The organism is Vibrio sp. SCP2 (assembly GCF_059295395.1).
Genome location: NZ_JCAFVV010000001.1, coordinates 1393511 through 1411706, shown reverse-complemented (window position 1 = coordinate 1411706; position 18196 = coordinate 1393511). Strand labels below are relative to the sequence as shown.

17 protein-coding genes are annotated in these 18196 nt (G+C 44.5%); 8 read left to right on the top strand and 9 right to left on the bottom strand.

What is annotated here, in order from left to right; all coding sequences use genetic code 11:
• Positions 1–24: 24 nt before the first annotated feature.
• A complete protein-coding gene (locus AC5O63_RS06735) occupies positions 25–948 on the bottom strand; it encodes a LysR family transcriptional regulator (RefSeq protein ID WP_171319910.1) in 924 nt (307 codons plus the stop codon).
• 247 nt (positions 949–1195) lie between these two features.
• Here AC5O63_RS06735 and AC5O63_RS06730 point away from each other — a divergent pair, with 247 nt between their 5' ends.
• On the top strand, positions 1196–2017 hold the full coding sequence (locus tag AC5O63_RS06730) for a crotonase/enoyl-CoA hydratase family protein (protein ID WP_494504380.1): 822 nt from the start codon (positions 1196–1198) through the stop codon (positions 2015–2017).
• Positions 2018–2087: 70 nt separating this feature from the next.
• Here the strand turns inward: AC5O63_RS06730 and AC5O63_RS06725 are convergent, their stop codons facing one another.
• The 3 genes from AC5O63_RS06725 to AC5O63_RS06715 form a co-directional block, all read right to left on the bottom strand.
• A complete protein-coding gene (locus AC5O63_RS06725) occupies positions 2088–2213 on the bottom strand; it encodes a hypothetical protein (protein ID WP_494504379.1) in 126 nt (41 codons plus the stop codon).
• 85 nt (positions 2214–2298) lie between these two features.
• Positions 2299–2499, bottom strand: a complete 201-nt coding sequence (locus tag AC5O63_RS06720; RefSeq protein WP_171319924.1) for a restriction endonuclease subunit S — start codon at positions 2497–2499, stop codon at positions 2299–2301.
• Between the two features lie 77 nt (positions 2500–2576).
• A complete protein-coding gene (locus AC5O63_RS06715; protein ID WP_494504378.1) occupies positions 2577–4490 on the bottom strand; it encodes a methyl-accepting chemotaxis protein in 1914 nt (637 codons plus the stop codon).
• A gap of 362 nt (positions 4491–4852) precedes the next feature.
• Here AC5O63_RS06715 and AC5O63_RS06710 point away from each other — a divergent pair, with 362 nt between their 5' ends.
• From AC5O63_RS06710 to AC5O63_RS06685, 6 genes are read left to right on the top strand one after another with little or no spacing between them, the layout of a single operon-like run.
• On the top strand, positions 4853–5809 hold the full coding sequence (locus AC5O63_RS06710) for an AAA family ATPase (protein ID WP_494504377.1): 957 nt from the start codon (positions 4853–4855) through the stop codon (positions 5807–5809).
• Between the two features lie 10 nt (positions 5810–5819).
• Entirely contained in the window at positions 5820–6737 is a 918-nt protein-coding gene (locus AC5O63_RS06705; RefSeq protein WP_494504376.1) for a DUF58 domain-containing protein, read from the top strand.
• A gap of 2 nt (positions 6738–6739) precedes the next feature.
• Positions 6740–7216, top strand: a complete 477-nt coding sequence (locus AC5O63_RS06700) for a DUF4381 domain-containing protein (protein WP_004745484.1) — start codon at positions 6740–6742, stop codon at positions 7214–7216.
• Positions 7209–8180, top strand: coding sequence for a vWA domain-containing protein (locus AC5O63_RS06695; RefSeq protein ID WP_494504375.1), 972 nt, complete (start codon positions 7209–7211; stop codon positions 8178–8180). The genes AC5O63_RS06700 and AC5O63_RS06695 overlap by 8 nt, the downstream gene beginning before the upstream one ends.
• Positions 8173–10071, top strand: coding sequence for a vWA domain-containing protein (locus tag AC5O63_RS06690; RefSeq protein ID WP_494504374.1), 1899 nt, complete (start codon positions 8173–8175; stop codon positions 10069–10071). Before AC5O63_RS06695 ends, AC5O63_RS06690 begins: the two co-directional genes overlap by 8 nt.
• Positions 10071–11702: a BatD family protein gene (locus AC5O63_RS06685; RefSeq protein WP_494504373.1), complete on the top strand. Its 1632-nt coding sequence runs from the start codon at positions 10071–10073 to the stop codon at positions 11700–11702. Before AC5O63_RS06690 ends, AC5O63_RS06685 begins: the two co-directional genes overlap by 1 nt.
• A 73-nt stretch (positions 11703–11775) precedes the next feature.
• On the opposite strand, the gene AC5O63_RS06680 is transcribed toward AC5O63_RS06685, so the two are convergent.
• Positions 11776–12408: a porin family protein gene (locus AC5O63_RS06680; RefSeq protein ID WP_494504372.1), complete on the bottom strand. Its 633-nt coding sequence runs from the start codon at positions 12406–12408 to the stop codon at positions 11776–11778.
• A gap of 490 nt (positions 12409–12898) precedes the next feature.
• Entirely contained in the window at positions 12899–15022 is a 2124-nt protein-coding gene (locus AC5O63_RS06675) for a sensor domain-containing diguanylate cyclase (RefSeq protein WP_494504371.1), read from the bottom strand.
• Between the two features lie 277 nt (positions 15023–15299).
• Between AC5O63_RS06675 and AC5O63_RS06670 the strand changes: the two genes are divergently transcribed.
• Entirely contained in the window at positions 15300–15776 is a 477-nt protein-coding gene (locus AC5O63_RS06670) for a L,D-transpeptidase family protein (protein ID WP_494504370.1), read from the top strand.
• An 8-nt stretch (positions 15777–15784) separates the two neighbouring features.
• Here the strand turns inward: AC5O63_RS06670 and yddG are convergent, their stop codons facing one another.
• From yddG to AC5O63_RS06655, 3 genes are read right to left on the bottom strand one after another with little or no spacing between them, the layout of a single operon-like run.
• Positions 15785–16687: an aromatic amino acid DMT transporter YddG gene (gene yddG / locus AC5O63_RS06665; protein WP_494504369.1), complete on the bottom strand. Its 903-nt coding sequence runs from the start codon at positions 16685–16687 to the stop codon at positions 15785–15787.
• A 60-nt stretch (positions 16688–16747) separates the two neighbouring features.
• Complete coding sequence (locus tag AC5O63_RS06660; RefSeq protein ID WP_069668372.1) at positions 16748–17146, bottom strand: OsmC family protein; 399 nt, start codon at positions 17144–17146, stop codon at positions 16748–16750.
• A 10-nt stretch (positions 17147–17156) separates the two neighbouring features.
• Positions 17157–18158, bottom strand: a complete 1002-nt coding sequence (locus AC5O63_RS06655) for a Gfo/Idh/MocA family protein (protein ID WP_494504368.1) — start codon at positions 18156–18158, stop codon at positions 17157–17159.
• Positions 18159–18196: the final 38 nt, after the last annotated feature.

Sequence of the window (18196 nt, the reverse complement as noted above, 5' to 3'; positions counted from 1 at the left end):
AATCGGGCTTTTGCTTTATTCAAATCAAGATTTAAAATTACGCTCCCATACAGGTGGTGTCCCAATCACCTCTCGCGTAATTTCAATAAATGATGTCGCCAATATTGACTGTTTCCTATGCGTATAAATTGCGTGAATATCACCAAATGACGCCAAGGTATAATCGGGTAGCAGTTGAACGATACCTTGCTCTTCCATGTCTTCAGCCAGCATAAATTGAGCGATTTGAGCATATCCTATTGATGCTTTCACACTGGCAAGTATCAAATCCGCCTCATTGACCCGATAACTATACTTGATCGGATAAACAGACGTTTGTCCTGACTCACGATCGACAAACTGCAGTTTATCGACAACAAAGTGTTTGTTCGCATAAATCACACCAGGCAACTCAGCGAGCTCTTCAGGCGTTTCAGGCATCCCGTATTTTTCAACAAACTCTTTAGATGCAATGATTGCGGACTTGTTCTCGGTGAGATGGCGCGCAATCATCGAAGAGTCTCTCATTGGGCCAATTCGAAAAACAAGATCGAATCCTTCGCTGACCACATCCACCAGCTCATCACTAAGCAGTAACTCAACGGTTGCTTTCGGGAATCGTTGTAAAAAACACTCGACAACTTTTTGCAAATAGGCTCGACCAAACAAAACGGAGCTTGAAACCCGTAAATGCCCAGATGGTTCACTGTGATATGAATGGGCTATGTCTACGGTTTCTTCTAAAGCTTGGCTGACTTTTTCCGCTTGCTCGACCACCCTTTTACCCACACTTGTCAGTGACATCGAACGTGTAGTGCGGTTTATCAGTTTTACACCTAAGTGATCTTCAAGCTGCTTGATTTGCTTTGACAATACCGAGCGATCAACATTGAGTTTTTCGGCTGCTTTAGCGAATGAGCCTGTTCTCGATATTTCCAAAAGAAGGTTCAATCTACTCGCTAAATCCATTTGCTTACCTTCATTACCGTAATCAATACTTTAGTCTAAACCATAGCAAGAACTAAAGTTAGCTCTTAGACGCCATAAACCGAGTACATTAAATGAAGATTTCGATTGCTCGTATTGCTTGGTACAAGTGAAAACCACCGACAATATTCATAAAAACCTAGCCTGAAGCCCAAAACCGACTCCATTCGATTTTATATCATTAACAATCTAGTTACATTATTGGTATGACCAGTAAGGAGCGAGTTCAATGTCAGACCAACCAAGAGTTACCTGCGACATAGATAACAATAAGATTGCCACTGTTTCACTTAACCGTAGCGATAAAATGAATGCGATTGATATGGAGATGTTTAACGCTGTAAAGCGCACCATTAAACAGCTCGAGAACAATAGAGACATTAGGGCGGTCATTGTAAAAGCCAATGGTAACGATTTTTGCTCGGGGCTTGACGTTAAATCATTGATGCACGATAAAAAAGGCGCTATCAAACTGTTGTTTAAGTGGTGGCCAACCCGTGCAAATGATGCTCAGTATTTCTCTGTCGGATGGCGAGACATCCCCTGCCCCGTCATCTTTGCTCTCCACGGGCGCTGTTGGGGTGGCGGCTTACAATTAGCAAGCGGTGGAGATTTTAGGATTGCCCACCCAAAGACAAAGTTTTCGATTCTCGAAGGAAAATGGGGACTAATTCCCGATATGGGTGGTGCACTAGCATTTCGTGAGTTGATGCGCCAAGACCACACTTTAGAATTGGCTATGACAGCAAAAGAAATTGATGCGGACACGGCGCAACAGTATGGTCTGGTCACGAAAATCTCAGATCAGCCTTATGATGAGGCCTATAAGCTTGCATTAGAGTGTGCTAATCGCTCTCCGGATGCTATCGCAGCGACGAAGAAACTGTACCACAAGACCTGGTGGTCAAGCCCTGGTTGGGCGCTTTGTCTTGAAACCTGGTATCAAATTAAAGTGATGATAGGTAAAAACCGCGTTATTGCCGCCAAAAGAGAAATGCAATCCCAACAAGAATCTCAAACTAAAACCGATTTCGCACCACGCCAATTTTAGCGACAACTCTCCCTCGTGTTAGGGCCATACTGGCCCTAATCTTTGCAAAGAGAATGAGTCACTTTGTCCATTAGAGGCCAAGCGCTGCCAGTAAACGTTCAACCCATGTAACCTCACCAAACGCGATAAAATCATAGATGGTAAAAAACACCGCGCAGATAATAGCGAGCTTTAGTAAACGAACGAAGATGAACATGATTAACCCTTTTAATGATAGGCAACAAAAAAGCCGCCTGAGGCGACTTAGGAGATTGGAATAAATACGCTTAAGACCTTTCGTCTTAGTGAATTGGCGTATCTGTTTTTGTGTAGAACTTACCAAAGTACTCTTCAAGCACTTCTGGTGTTAGCTTGCCTTCCGCTTCAAGCTTTTTCAGCTCCGCAGCAATGGCTTTTTGCTCGTCTAACGATGGTAGTGCCACTTCAGGCTCACTGCCCATCTCTTGTGACATCTGCTCTAGCTCTTTTTCGAAATCACTCATGACTTCACTTACCCTATAAATAAAAACTGGGTCTAAGTTTACCGACTTAGACCCAGTAATGCCAGTTTCTGAAGAGGCTATAGCTTGAAGCTACCTACCATAGTATCTAGACGAGCAGACAGTTCTTTAAGCTCTGCACTTGCTGCTGCTAGCTCTTCTGCTGTACCCGTGGTGACTTCATTGATCGCATTGATCTCTTCAATATTCTGATTGATGGTATGAACCACGGTTGACTGCTCTTCCGTAGCAGTAGCAACTTGAGTATTACGATCTGAGATGTCGTGAATACGCTCTGAGATATTAACCAGAACCTCTACCGCCTCATCTGAAGCTGAAACACCTTCGCTCGTGACACTCTTACCTGCTTCCATAGCGGTTACCGCATCTTTCGCATCGCTTTGCAATTGATTGATCATCTTCTGAATTTCTTCAGTCGAGTCTGCCGTACGGCTCGCTAGGTTACGAACTTCATCCGCTACCACGGCAAATCCACGGCCTTGCTCACCCGCTCGCGCAGCCTCAATCGCAGCATTCAGTGCAAGTAAGTTAGTTTGCTCTGAGATATCACGAATAACATCCAAGATAGAACCAATCTCTTGCGTCGTTGAAGCTAACTGCTCGACAACTTGGCCTGTATTCTCGATATCAAGCGCAAGACGGCTGATCGCATCTTTAGCTTGATTCACGACATTTTGCCCCACTTCAGTATTATCTGAAGCTTGGTTTGCCGTTTCGGCAGCTGTCGCAGCGTTGCTCGCGATCTCACTGATCGTTGCACCCATTTCGTTGATTGCCGTCACTACTTGGATAGTTTGGTCACGCTGAATCTGACTGTTGTCATGGGTGGTATTCGCTTTGCTCGATACACCATCCGCAGCAGATTGAAGGGCATTACTTGTCGAGGCGACTTCTTTCATCGAATCATGAATTTTCTCAATAAAGCCATTAAAGCCTTCTGAAAGCTGACCAATTTCATCTGTGCCTTTTATTTCAATGCGTTGTGACAAGTCACCATCACCTTTACCTAGGTCTGCAAATCGTGATGCGATTTCACGAATAGGACGAGCAATACTATTGGCTAAGAAGATACCCATGAAGATGAAAAGGCCTGCGACGATGATTGTAGTAAACATCATCTGTTTAGCAACGGCATTCAGATCGGCAAAAACTTCATCAACCGGAACAACGCCTACTACAAACCAATCCATAGACGGTACGTAGGTACTGGCAACAAATACGTTCTGCCCCTCATATTCTGTATTGATTAGGTTGAAACTCGATTTACCCAGTAGCATAGAGGATTCGCCGCCAAAAAGTTTTGCTAACGTGGATTTCGATTTACTGTTATCACGGTGGATCTGAACTGTTCCTGCAGCATCAGCCAGAAATACAAATCCAGTATCTTCAATCTTAAAGCCGTTCAAGAGTGCAACCATGTCGTCCATCGACTTAGACAAACCTGACATCGACATACCATTCAGCACTTGGTAGTTAGTGAACATTTTCACATCGCCATTGGCTTCTTGGAAAATACTCACTGACGTGGCGTTGCCTGATTGAGTAAAGCCAAAGAACCAACCATCTTGTTGCTGATTCAATTGACGTAAAAAGCCATTTTGGTTCCAGTAGTAAGCCGTGTCACGGTTTGCTACAGAGGCATCATTGAGCTTGTACTGAGAACGTACATTGTTCAGTTGTTTTACCAATCGAGCTTCAACTTCTGGATCGATATTCGTGGTATTGATAGCTTGTTTAACAAACTCATTGTTGGCAATTTGCTCAGCTGCAAACAACAATTGACTGACTTCATTATCAATCTGACTGCTGATTTGTTCGAGCATAGAAGGCAGCTCAATATCAATCAGTCGGTGCTCAAGAACTTCGCGAGCTTGGCGCTGGGCCATCACTCCAACAATAATAGTCGACGCTAAAACAGCGAAGGTGATCCCTGCAACCACCTTCTGTTTTATGCTAATTGAGTTTAGTTTCATTTTACCTGCCTATAAGAAGCATTAATTTGTTGGTGTCGTGACAAGTCCTCTCATGAGAAGAGTTCTTGCTCCAATCAGCTTAGTATATCGACTAATAGACAATTTTCTTTACAAAATAATCATCAGGTGAATACTTTTTATCCATCGCGTTTGCACTACTCATGCGAGCTAAGATTTCAATATTGAAAAGTTGGATTTGAGATTTTTGTCCCCATATTTTAACTAGCTGAAATAACTACACTTGTTCTGGAGTTTCAATTTCTGGATGATGACGCTTTCGTCACTCAAGATAGTGTTCCGTTATCAAGTGGAACTTTTTAAGCCTACAAGCTACTAAGTGAAAAATGAGGAGAAACAAGATCATGAATTCACACGCTCTACAACAACTACGCGAATACCTAAATAGCCAAATCATTGGTCAGAGCGAACTGGTGAATCAACTGCTTGTTGCATTGCTCGCTGACGGTCATATTTTGGTCGAAGGTCCTCCTGGATTAGCTAAAACGCGCGCTGTTAAATCCTTAGCGGATTGTATCGAAGGCGACTTCCATCGAATCCAGTTTACGCCCGACCTACTCCCAGCGGATCTAACGGGAACAGATATCTTTCGTCCGGAAACTGGCGAGTTTACCTTTCAATCTGGGCCTATTTTTAACTCGTTGATCTTAGCTGATGAGATCAACCGTGCACCTGCAAAAGTTCAAGCGGCCATGCTTGAAGCCATGGCTGAGAAACAAATTACGGCCGGTCGCAATACCTACAAGCTTCCAGAGCTGTTTTTGGTTATGGCAACACAAAACCCAATAGAGCAAGAAGGGACTTACCCTCTACCAGAAGCTCAATTAGACCGATTCTTAATCCATCTAGATGTCAGCTACCCTGACGCCGAGAGTGAACTAGAGATTCTGCGCCTTAATAGAGGTGAAGCGAAGGGCGATTTAGGCATTACACCTCCGACGCTTTCTCAAGCCGATATCTTTGCCGCCCGTCAATCGGTGCTAGATATTCATATGGCAGAATCGATCGAGCAATATATCATTCGATTGGTTATGGCGACCCGAAACCCGAGCCAGTACGATGATTCATTGAATCAGTGGCTTGAGATGGGTGTCAGCCCACGCGCAACGATTGCGCTCGACCGATGCGCTCGTGCTCATGCTTGGTTAAACGGTCGAGACTTTGTCTCACCTGAAGATGTACAAGCTATGGCGTTCCCTGTTTTACGTCATCGACTATTACTCAGCTATCAAGCGCAAGCGGAAGGTATTCACCCGAATCAAGTCATCAATAAGTTACTCTCGCTCGTTGGCAGTGCTTAGGTCAGTGGATATGCAAAATGCTTTGCCTCCCTATAGCGATGGAGTGAACCTGACACTGGATGAATTGCTTTACTACAAGCAACAATGTGTTAAATGGCTGCCACCTGCCAAGAGTTTATGGTCACAGATGCTGGGGCAACACCAGAGTCGACAGCTCGGTCGTGGTATGGACTTTAGCGAGGTGCGTCAATATCAAGCAGGCGACGATATTCGTGCTATCGATTGGCGCGTTACTGCTCGTACCGGAAAACCGCACACTAAGCTGTTTTCTGAAGAGCGTGAAAAGCCAATCATGCTCTATCTCGACTTATCCGCCTCTATGCTATTTGGTTCTACCTTAATGTTAAAGTCTGTGCAGATGGCACATATGGCAAGCTTAATCGCTTGGCTTAGTGTCTCTCAGCAAGACAGAATTGGCGCGGTGATCGATACGGGGCACCAACTCATTGAACTCAAACCAACGTCGAGAAATAAAGGGGCGCTGGCTTTAACTCAGTCTCTGGTGAATTTGCATCATCAACTGTTATCTGCAAAAAAAGAGTCAGATTATGATGTAAGCCATGCCTTGCAATCGCTCGCGCGTGTTTGCCCTAAAGGTAGCGAGATCATACTCTTGAGCGATTTTTCTCGATTCACCCAAACTCATGAGTCCAAACTTAGCCGCCTAAGCCAGCACAATCGCGTTCGAATGATTCAGATTTATGACCCGCTAGAACGAGGGCAAACCGCTTATCGTGGCACAGAGCAAGTCTCCAATAAGCAACAAACTCGCTGGCTTGATTTTTCTTCTAACAAGACACGCCTCGGCATAGAACAGGCGTTCGAACAGCAGCAGACTCAACTGCAACACATGGCCCTAACGATGGGCATCAGTTTCTCCTCGCTCTCTAGCGATGCTGCTTTGACTCAACAATTACATGGATTTTAACTATGAGCTCTGAGACTCAAACATCACTTTTACCTTTAAACCCTATGCATTTACCGGAGCCACCAGCGTGGTTACCACTCGCTTGGGGATGGTGGGCTCTGATTGGTGGTATGCTAACGCTAACCTTAGCAACTTGGTTGATAATTAGATGGAACAAAAAACGCCTAGCGCCTAAGAAGACTGCCTTACGTCTGCTCGCTCAAGATCAAAAACCGTCTGAAGCGATTGAGTTGGTTAGACAAGCCGCATTGTGTTACTTCCCTCGAGAAGAGATTGCCCAGTTAACAGGGAAAGATTGGTATCTGTTTCTCGACAGCCAATTAGCCACTCCGCGTTTCAGCGACAACTACGAAGCCTGGCAGCAAGCATTGTACAGCAAGCAACCTATTGCAAATTCTGCAGAGTTGATACTGGATTGCAGTGAATGGGTAAGCCAAGCATTACCACCGAAGAAAAGAAGGGGTCACTCACGTGGCTAATATTAGCTTCGTCTGGTGGTGGGCATTTTTGCTCTTGCCATTACCACTATTGATTTACTTTTTGGTGCCAGCGACGAAATCAACGGCACCAATCCAACTGCCCTACCTACCAACGTCGGCAAACGATACTGTCCCAAACAATCGCTTGCCTAAGCTGCTTACTTGTTTGGTATGGCTTACTCTTGTCACGGCATTCGCGCGACCTATATGGTACGGAGAGCCCGTTACGACATCGCCAAAGCACAGAGACCTTATGTTGGTACTCGATCTTTCATACTCTATGAGCCAAAGGGATATGAAAGATGCTCAAGGCGACTATATTGACCGCCTAAGCGCGGTTAAACATGTAGTGAGTGAGTTCGCCAAGCAGCGCAAGGGAGACCGACTTGGCGTGGTGCTCTTTGCTGACCATGCCTACCTACAGACCCCTTTAACGCTTGACCGTAATACCATTTCTGAGCAGGTAAACTCGTTGGTATTAAGACTGATCGGCGACAAAACTGCGATTGGCGAAGGTATCGGGTTAGCAACAAAAACGTTTATCGACAGCGATGCGCCGCAAAGAGTGATGGTTTTGCTCAGCGATGGTAGCAACACATCGGGTGTACTTGACCCTATTGAAGCCGCCCAAATTGCTAAAAAATACAACGCGACTATCTACACCATAGGCGTTGGTGCTGGAGAGATGATGGTCAAAGAGTTCTTTATGACTCGTAAAGTAAATACGGCCCAAGACCTTGATGAGAAAACCCTCAAGGAAATTGCCAATATCACCGGAGGTCAATACTTCCGGGCTCGTAATGCAGAAGAGTTGGCAACCATCTACGACACAATAAACCGCCTAGAACCAGTCACTACTGCAACTCAAACTTGGCGACCGCAAACGGAGTGGTTTGGTCTGCCGCTGACCATAGCCCTGTTGGCCTTTTCTCTACTACTCATCATCAGGAGGAATCATGTCTAGCTTTCTTTTCCTCTACCCTATGTGGTTGCTTGCCCTAGTACCTTGGATAGGCATTGTTGTCTGGCTGTTTAAACGAAATCGTTCGCAAACTCTTATTGCTCCGCACTTAGCCAAAGCGATAGGCGTACAAACTAAACATGTAAGCAGACTGACGCTAAACACTATTGCCATCAGTGGATTTATTGCCATTGTTGCACTCGCAGGACCCAGTTTTAGTAAGCAAGAACGACCAAGTTTTGCTAACACGACAGCTCGCGTTGTCGTAATGGATATGTCGATGTCGATGTATGCGACAGACATTAAGCCAAATCGACTAACCCAAGCGAGATATAAAGTATCTGACCTACTTGCCAGTTGGCAGGAAGGCAGCACTGGATTGGTCGCCTATGCAGGTGATGCGTATAGCATTAGCCCTATGACTAGCGACTCACAAACCATCGCAAACCTGATCCCGAACCTTGCACCTGAAATTATGCCCTACCCCGGTGCGAATGCGGCCTCGGGAGTTAAGCTAGCGATTGAGATGATGACCAATATTGGCCTAGCCAAAGGCGATATTATTCTCGTTGCGGATGACATCGACGACAAAGAGCGCAGCGAAGTGGAAAACCTGCTACAAAACTCTTCTTGGCGCTTGGTTGTTCTAGGTATCGGCTCGCGCGCGGGCGCTCCTATCAAGCTTGAAGACGGTACATTGATGACGAAAGACAATGGTCAGCCGGTAGTGGCAAAGTCTAACTTTGACAATATGAGAGCGCTTGCCAACTCGACCAATGGTTATTTCGTTCCAGTTCAAATCACCAATCAAGATGTAGAGAAAATCGCTCAAATCACATCACATATCGACTCAACAGGCGGCCTAAGCAAAGATCAAACCATTACTGACCAAGTCAACCAAGGGTATTGGCTTATACCGCTACTGATTGTTCCCGCTCTATTGATGTTCCGCAAAGGATTATTTTTTAGTGCAGCTTTGGTGTTGATACCACTTCTGTCTCCTAAGCCTGTTATGGCAAACCCTTGGCTTAATAATGACCAACAAGCCATGCAGTATTTTAAAAGCGAAGAGTACGACAAGGCTGCAGAACTATTTAGTCAACCAGAGTGGCAAGGAGTAGCAAAGTACCAAGCACAAGATTTTGCAGGTGCTATTGAATCTTTAAAAGGAACGACAAGTGCGGAAGGACGCTATAACTTGGCAAATGCCTATGCACAAAGCCGCCAGTTTGAGAAAGCTGTTGACCTCTACCAATCGATTCTTGAACAAGACCCGAACAACCAAGACGCTAAGCACAATCTTGATGTCGTGCGCCAAGCGCAGCAACAGCAACAGCAACAGCAACAGCAACAGCAACAGCAACAGCAACAGCAACAGCAACAGCAACAGCAACAGCAACAGCAACAGCAACAGCAACAGCAACAGCAACAGCAACAAGGTGATTCGAGCGACAATCAGAGTCAACAAAAAAATGACTCTCAGCAGTCACAATCTTCCAATCAAGAAAACGCTCAATCAAATGATGAAAGTTCGGATAGTGAACAATCCGAGACAAGTCAGCAATCTAATGAGGGAAAGGAGTCCGAACAAAACAAACCCTCTAAGCAAGGTTCGGATGAGCAGCCTAAAACTTCTTCTGACTCTGCTCAAAAACCTGAACAAAACAGCGACTCATCTAGTCTGAATGAGCAGTTTAGTGATGAATCGCAATCGCAGCAGCCTGAGTCATCCGCTTTAACATCCACCGATGACAATCAGCAACCTATTGAGCCTGAGCTTAGAAAATTACAGCAAGTAGAAAGCGCACGAGATCCAAGTCGCCTATTGCGCGCGCAAATGATTTTTCAAGCTCAACAAAAACAGCCTCCACAAGATACAGGTAAGAAATGGTAATGAATAAGCAAAATAGACTGACTGCTGCCCTATTTGCTCTGCTAGTCACTTTAGTCAGCCCGCTGGCTATGGCAACTAACGTGTTGGCCACGGTAAGTAAAAACAAAGTGGTCAAGAATGAAGTGTTTCAACTTCGCATTGTGGTGGACAAAAAAGTGTCATCGGACGCGCTAGATTTTAGCTCGCTTGAGCAAGATTTTTATCTAGGTCGCCCGAGTTTTGGTAGTTCAGTTAATATCATTAACGGCGATCGTTCTACTCGAAGTGAATGGAACATAACGCTCGCGCCCCAGCGTCTAGGTGTTGCAACTATCCCCGCTTTCACTCTAGATGGCGCATCTTCAAAACCAATTGAAATCCAAGTATCTGTAGATAGTAACGAGCCCAAAATTAGCGACTTGATTGAGGTACAAAGCCAGTTAAGCAAGTCTCAGCTCTACCCAAATGAAAGCGCGACACTGACAACGAGATTAATCGTTAAAGCGGATCCACGTCGTCTACAGAATCCAAATGTTATTCCGCCAAAGGCACAAGGGATTTCGCTTGTAGCGCTAGGCGAGCCAAAACAGTACCAAAGTGTGCTAGACGGCGTTGAAGTGACGGTATTGGATCAAAGTTATCGCGTCACTGCTGATGCTGCCGGAGAGTTCACATTGAGTGGAATCGGATTTAAAGGCAGCGTAGTTTATGGCGACGACCGCACTGGGACCACTAAACTGGTATCCGCCAATACCCCTGCCAAACAGTTCACAATTAAGGTAAAGCCAATCCCCACTGATTACAAAGGTAAATGGCTTCCTGCAGCATCACTTTCACTGTCGCAGCAATGGCAAGACTCAAATGGCGAGCAAATTGATGCTTCTACCGAACACTCAACTCGCGTCGGTGAGTCCATCACACGTGAGATAAACCTTGATATTCAAGGTCTAGCCAGTGAGCGTTTTCCTGAAATAAAAGTCAACTACCCAAGCTCTGTTAGAGTGTATCAAGAGAAACCAAAGTTCAACGAATTGGCCAATGGCGTTACGCGCATGACCATCAAGCAAGTGATTATCGCCGAGCAACAAGGTGAAGTTAAGCTTAACGATATCAAGCTAAACTGGTGGAACAGCAGTGACAGTTCAGCCCAAGAGTCCGTTTTGAACGGGTTAAGTCTTGATGTTGCCCCTGCTTCTGCACTTAACAATGAGCCTATCAGTTCACCTGCTACGCCTCAACCAACAACCAAAACCGTTACGCTCTATGATGCCGGCTACTGGCCTTATCTCACCACGCTATTTGCTGTTTTGTGGTTAGCGACTTTAGTGCTTTTACTTAGAAAGCGTCAGAAGTCACCTCAAATTGATACTCAAGTACAACAAACAAGCACTACAGCAGATAAGCTTGTTAACGCTCTCAGAGAAGATGACAAAGTCAAAGCCAGCTATTTAGTGCGAACTTGGTTAGATGAGCATCCTTATATCAGCTCTGATCTTAAGCAGAAGATCGATAAACAAGTCGCTGAGATGAACCAAAGTCAATACTCGAACTCTAATCAAAACTGGCAAGCAAGCGAGCTAATCGCGCTAATCAAACAAGCAGAAAAACGAACTGGCTCAAGTCGACACAAAGACCAGCTCCCGCCTCTATAATTGATTCAAACGTAAAAAAGCCGCTTTACTAAGCGGCTTTCTATTAAAGACAAATGTTTTTCAGCAAGCTAAATTAGAACTTGTATTTTAGACCGATATTAAAAGCAGTCGTGTCGTATTTGAATTCTTGTTCAGCAATTTTCTTTTTACCGTAGCCGTACATGCCGTACTCAGCTGTCATAGCAATTTGTGGAGTGAAGTTCACTTCTACGCCTGCTGCATACTGAAGGCTAACATCATCAAATTTGTTTTCAGCTTTGACAGACTTACCTTGGTACGTAGCTGTAACATCTACTTTATATGGAGAAGAGCCAACACCCGCAAGAGCATAAACACTAAACATATCTGTGATTGGTAACGTACCTTTACCAAATAGAGCATAAGAAGTTTGTGGCTTACCTTCAATTTCTAATACGCCACCTTCGTAACCTTGTGAAGATTTTTCAGATGAAGATGGTAGGCCAACACGACCTTCAACCGCAAAGTACTGGTTAAAATCATATCCTGCAACAAGATTAAGTGTTGCCGCTGAGTACTTTCCACCAACCTTGTTTTTGAAATCATCTGGAGCGTCACTAGGCACCTTTAAGTCGAAGTTACCCATTTGGAAGTTACCGCCAACGTACAGACCTTCGTGAGCTTGTGCTGCTGTTGCTGTTGCTGAAAGAGCTAGTGCTACTGCTGCTACAGAAAGAACCTTTTTCATTTTCATTACCTTCTAAGTATTAAATAAAAGTTATCAATAGATAGCGTTCCTTCGCCTTAGTTCGATGTCGCACTATAGAGACTTTTAAATCTTTGTCAAACTAAAAAACAGTGTTTCATTAAAATAATCATCGAAAAAAGCAAACGATAAACCCGATAAATTATTAGTGTTAAAACTCTAAAAACCTCACTAAACAGTGTACAACAACAGAATTTTGCCGCACTTTTCACGAAAATTGGAGGGTTTTATATCGAAAAATTATAAGAAATGAAGGATAAAAATGGAAAGGTGTAGTTATTTATCAGCGAGCACAATACTATAAACCTTGAAAATGGCTTACACCAAACCAATTCGATTGCTGAAAGGAAATGAATGGTATTACAAAATACCTAACTAGATCGCTCATACGCGAGAAAATGGATAATTTTCAAGCAAGTCAGTAACCACATACTGTGATTGTATAGTTTGAGTTGTTCCGAACATTAAGAGGTTAGCTGATGCTTTCAAGTGTGGAGACTGTTCCAGCAACCTGATTACGTCCTTTATTTTTCGCTTCATAGAGTGACTTATCGGCAGAATGGTAAAGCTTATCGAAGCTAAACTCGCTTTGATTGAGCTCCATGACTGAGTAACCGATAGAGACTGTGAGTGACTTGTGTACGGTACTTTGCTCATGGGCGATGTTTTCTTGCTCAATTCTATCGCGAATGCTCTCTGATAGGCGGTGAACTTTTTCAGGCTCATGGCTAGAAACTAGAAGCGCAAACTCCTCTCCACCAATACGGCAGAACACTTCTCGCTCCGATTGAGCGTAACTTTGCAAGATACTACCTATCCGCATCAAAGCAATATCGCCCTGCATATGACCATACTGATTGTTGTACAGGCCAAAGTGGTCGATATCGACAAGGATCAAACCGTAGTAGTTGGGTTTATCACAGCATTCAAAACAGATCTCTTCTAGCAATGACTCCAACATTCGACGATTGCCCAGTCGCGTCAGCGGGTCAAGCTTAGCCATCCTTTCTAGCTGTTCATTGGCTTTCTGTAATTCTCTAGTTCGCGCTTTGACCTCTCGTTCAAGGTTGTCATTAAGCTCGTGGATGGCCTCTTGCGCTCGCGTTCGCAGCAGTACTTCAGTTAAGTTGGAAGAGAACATGCGAATCACTTCCCGCAACTGGTGGGTCAAAGGAGAACGTTTGATCAGGTTGTCAGCCGCGATAAAAGCGATAGGTTCACCGCTGTTATTGACTAACATTGTCATCGCAGTCCAGCCGAAACCAACAATATGAAAATCGTGATAAATAGGCACTGATTCTTCAAATACCACTTCATTTGGATTGGTTTGAGCCGCTTTAACAATTGAGCGATCTACCGTTTCAGAGCGGTAGTAAGACTCATCCACCACATTACCGCGAATGTCTGTCCCCCAAGTGCCTTGCATATGAGTGCAATCTTTGTCTGTGAGAAACACGGCAAAGCGATCGATCCCTAGGCGATTAATGGCGAACGTCACCGCCGACTTACAGACTTCACTCACTGTCATGCAACGAGAGAGCTCAACCATGCTCGCATGGAGCATACGTACGTTTTGCTCTTGACGTTTGCGAATGTAAATCTGTGATAGTAAAGACCCAAACGATTCTAGCATTTGGCGCTGATAGGAAGTGATAGGCGTACGGTTTATGTAGTTGTCCATCGCAATCCAGCCAATAGTTTCATCACCATCACGCAAGATCAGCATTCCATTCCAACCTTGTCCCACGACACTTCCCGCCGTATATAAAGGCGCTTCCTCCACGACGACTAGATTCTCTTTACCTTCAAGCAACGCATCAATGTAGGTTTCCTCAAGCTGATGGAGATCGTACTGAGTATGATGCTCACTGACGGTTTTACCCTCTTCATCCGTCCCATAAGTGCCGCTAAAACAGCGCTTTTTGATGTCGAGTAACATGAAAACAGCTCGATCAAATCCTAGTTTGTCACGGATCACTTCTATCGCTAATCGATACAGTTCATCTAAATTGGCTGGATTAGAAATCTCTACCGCCACTTCTTGTACCAACTTCATGTTGTCGATAAACAGCTCTCGCTGCTTAATCACATCTAGATACTTGGCTTCTTTGATATCCCTTTGCTTAAACTCTTTGGCGGCTTCAGTCTCTGCACGCACACATTGCCAACGTGATGCGATGACTTGTAAGGAATCTAAATGAAGCGTTTGGTTAAGCTCATTAAGCCGCTCAACTTTTAAACCTTCAATGATGAGATAAGTGCGCATTTCTGGATGGTTATCGAGCATAAAGACATAGCTGTCTTTATCCATTATCTCGGTATATTCCCAATGACAAGTGTTCATGGCTAAAGGAATCAGACCATCTGAAGTATCAAACTGAGATACCCATGCCCAAAATGTTTCCGGATAGGAGGCAATCGTAGTTGGTATGCCACGTTTAAATAGGAATTTCTGACCGGATTCACTAGTTCGCTCTGCAAACACACCAATGCTTTCAGGCTCGACCAACTCGTCCAAATATTGAAACAAGGAGTTAGCCAGAAACCGTTGATTTCTAGCCGACAAAATATCTTTGAGAAGCACTCGTGGAAGCATAACCCTAGCCTGAATATATTATTATTGCTATACGGATAAAACGTATCAGCTAGAGGTGGGCAATCAATTATATTTGCAGGCGGTTGTTAAGTGACTCGCAAATAGCTCCAACCAAGTTATCCAACTATGATACCTACTGCATTTTGTATGATCTTGTTTCCATAAATTTCATTTTCGTTACAGCCCAACTTTCGGGTAATAGTTTGAAATGATGAGGTGCCAAGCCTATACGATGTGATTTACACTGATAGAAGAAGAGAGGAAAAGGACGAATCATTTGGCAAAATGGCTTTACATAGTGGGCGTTACCCTGTGCTTTCCAGCTTTTGCTGAGGTTGACTTAGTTAAGGTCGATAAGTCGAAGAGGCGGATGTACTTGATCGATAATAATCAAGTCGTTAAGGAGTTTCGTATTGCTCTTGGTAAGCGTCCTAAGGGGCACAAAATCCATGAAGGAGATCAACGCACACCGGAAGGCCGCTACTACTTAGATTTCATCATTGAAGACTCCGAATTTCACCGCTCAATTCATATCAGTTATCCAAATGCAAAAGATATCGCCTATGCGAGCTCTTTGAGCTTAGATCCAGGTGGCAACATTAAGATTCATGGATTAAAGAATGGAGAAACTCGTCCAGCCAACTATGTGCAAAGCTTTGACTGGACAGACGGGTGCATTGCGATTAGCAATCAAGAGATGGACGAATTACTAAAACTAGTCGCTCCTGGCACACCCATAGAGATTTCTTGGTAAAGCTAAGCCTACTCGGTTCGCTGAGCTTTTTCTCTGGTCACCCACCAGCACATCAAAGATCCGACAGTGACCATCACTACACCTTGTAGGAAACTCTGGGTCAGGACTAGTCCAAGAATAAAAGACGAAATCACCGTTGAAAGAACTGGTGTGAAATAGGATAACGTCGCAAGCAGCACCATGTTTCCACCGATAATGGCGTAATTCCAAAGTGCATAACCACTCCCCATGGCAATTCCTGAGATCAGCAGCAATCCACCTGACTCAAGATTAAGCGTCATTCCCGTTTCACTACTTAACGCATACTTAATCCACAGGGTTATCGCAGTCATAATGAAGAACAGCGTAATGGCATTCTGCCCGTTCGAAATGCGCTTGGTTAAATTACAATAGATAGCCCATAAAAAAGCACCAACAAAGGCCATGGTGTAGGTCGCTGGGTTAGTCGCTACATTCGCCGCTATTTGGGCCATTGAAAGCCCTTGATCGCCAGTTATGCTCCAAGCAACCCCAAAAAACGCCAGAGCAATACTTGGGTACACCCAAACACTGGTTTTCTTACCACTTGTTATCACCGCCAGTAGAACGGTCAGCGCAGGCCATAAATAGTTAATCACTAACATTTCAATGGCTTGTTGGCGCGAGTTCGCCATTGCAAGTGCTAACGCCAGACAAATCTCATAGGCAACAAACAATCCCCCACCAATCAGCACATAACGCAACGAGTAGTTACGTACTTTTGGTACGCCCATCACCATAATGAGAAATAGCGACGCGACCGTATAGATCGATGCCGCCCCGCCAATTGGACCTAGCATTTCAGTCACTGCTCTAGCAAAGCCCATCACACTACTCCAAAGAAGAATTGCGACAACGCCAGCGATGGTGAATTTATGAGAACTGTTGATCATTTTGAATTTCTCAAACAAAAAAGCCGAGCTTAGCGCTCGGCTTAAGCAACAAAACGGGAATTAGATAATTTCCCAACTGTGCGTCATTTCAATGCCTTTACCTAGCATTAGACACACAGAACAATATTTCTCTAAAGAGTCAGCAGCAACCTTTGCGACCACTTCTGGAGAAAGGTTGTCGCCCGACACTTCAAAATGAATATTCACTTGTGTGAAGATTCGCGGTGCAGTTTCACGGCGCTCTGTGGTCAGTTTTGCATTGCAGGCAGTCACTGCTTGACCCGCTTCTTTTAGGCCATCGACAACATCAACTGAACTACAGCCACCCGCTGCCATCAAAACCATTTCCATCGGGCTAGGAGCAGTAGCACCGCCATTGCCATCCATCACGATAGAATGCCCTGACTGCGATTGTCCTAGAAACTTGAATTCTTCAATCCACTTTACTTCCGCTTGCATCTGATTCTCTCTATTTCTTTTTCGTAAAGTTCTTTTTGTCTGTCGGAAATACCACGCCTGTTTGGCGACGAATTTCCTCTAGCAGTTTGGCTACAATTAACGAACGTTGAGTGCAGCTTGAATTCATTGATTGTTGCTTGAATTGGGAAGCAAATTCAAGTGCTTCGTAATACATTGGGTTGAGCTCTTGCTTAACGCTAAGATCAATACCGATATCACTACCACGGGTAAACTTAGTCAACTTCTTAGCGGTTGATATCATTTCCATCAACAATACCCCTTCTTCACCTTGAATCTCACTTGGCAAATAAGAGTCACTCGTTTTCGAGTGCTGAAGCACCACTTCAAACCCATCATATTCGAGAACAACGCTACCACTGCCATCGACGCCAGAATCAAGAAGCTGAGCGGCAGCTTTAACGGATTTCGGCTCGCCAAACAGTTCAACCGCAGAACTTAAACAGTAAAAGCCAATATCCATAATTGAGCCATTGGCAAATTCTGGATTAAACGTATTAGGGTTTTCTCCCGCCAAGTACTTTGGATAGCGCGAAGAGTATTGGCAGTAAGTGATAAAGCCCTTGCGGATCTGACCAATCGACGACAGCTCATCCTTCAAGCGTTTGAAGTTAGGAATATGCGCTGACATGAAGGCTTCGAATAACAACACATTGTTCTCTTCAGCCACTTTAAACATTTGTTTCGCCAAAGCGAGATTCGATGCCATTGGCTTTTCGACAATCACATGTTTTCCCGCTTTCATCATTTGCAGCGCTTGCGGCCCATGCAAGATATTGGGACTCGCAATATAAACCGCATCAAACAGTGGAGATGCGGCCAGTAGATCTAAGTCATCAAATAAAGCAGGCGAGGCGTACTTTTCTGCAAATCGCTCTGCACTCTCTAACGAACGCGAATACACCGCGCTTAGTTGGTATTCGCCTGTTTTTAAAGCAGCCTCAACAAATTGGTCGGTAATCCAGTTGGTACCAATGATAGCCAGTCTTATCATTCTTAATTCTCCTTTTACGACACTTTGCCAACATGAAT

Coding starts and splice junctions, on each gene's coding strand:
- AC5O63_RS06680 (WP_494504372.1), bottom strand. CDS start 12,408: ATGAAAAAGGTTCTTTCTGTAGCAGCAGTAGCACTAGCTCTTTCAGCA.
- AC5O63_RS06720 (WP_171319924.1), bottom strand. CDS start 2,499: ATGAGTGATTTCGAAAAAGAGCTAGAGCAGATGTCACAAGAGATGGGC.
- AC5O63_RS06675 (WP_494504371.1), bottom strand. CDS start 15,022: ATGCTTCCACGAGTGCTTCTCAAAGATATTTTGTCGGCTAGAAATCAA.
- AC5O63_RS06655 (WP_494504368.1), bottom strand. CDS start 18,158: ATGATAAGACTGGCTATCATTGGTACCAACTGGATTACCGACCAATTT.
- AC5O63_RS06705 (WP_494504376.1), top strand. CDS start 5,820: ATGCAAAATGCTTTGCCTCCCTATAGCGATGGAGTGAACCTGACACTG.
- AC5O63_RS06715 (WP_494504378.1), bottom strand. CDS start 4,490: ATGAAACTAAACTCAATTAGCATAAAACAGAAGGTGGTTGCAGGGATC.
- AC5O63_RS06700 (WP_004745484.1), top strand. CDS start 6,740: ATGAGCTCTGAGACTCAAACATCACTTTTACCTTTAAACCCTATGCAT.
- AC5O63_RS06710 (WP_494504377.1), top strand. CDS start 4,853: ATGAATTCACACGCTCTACAACAACTACGCGAATACCTAAATAGCCAA.
- AC5O63_RS06730 (WP_494504380.1), top strand. CDS start 1,196: ATGTCAGACCAACCAAGAGTTACCTGCGACATAGATAACAATAAGATT.
- AC5O63_RS06690 (WP_494504374.1), top strand. CDS start 8,173: ATGTCTAGCTTTCTTTTCCTCTACCCTATGTGGTTGCTTGCCCTAGTA.
- yddG (WP_494504369.1), bottom strand. CDS start 16,687: ATGATCAACAGTTCTCATAAATTCACCATCGCTGGCGTTGTCGCAATT.
- AC5O63_RS06685 (WP_494504373.1), top strand. CDS start 10,071: ATGAATAAGCAAAATAGACTGACTGCTGCCCTATTTGCTCTGCTAGTC.
- AC5O63_RS06660 (WP_069668372.1), bottom strand. CDS start 17,146: ATGCAAGCGGAAGTAAAGTGGATTGAAGAATTCAAGTTTCTAGGACAA.
- AC5O63_RS06725 (WP_494504379.1), bottom strand. CDS start 2,213: ATGTTCATCTTCGTTCGTTTACTAAAGCTCGCTATTATCTGCGCGGTG.
- AC5O63_RS06735 (WP_171319910.1), bottom strand. CDS start 948: ATGGATTTAGCGAGTAGATTGAACCTTCTTTTGGAAATATCGAGAACA.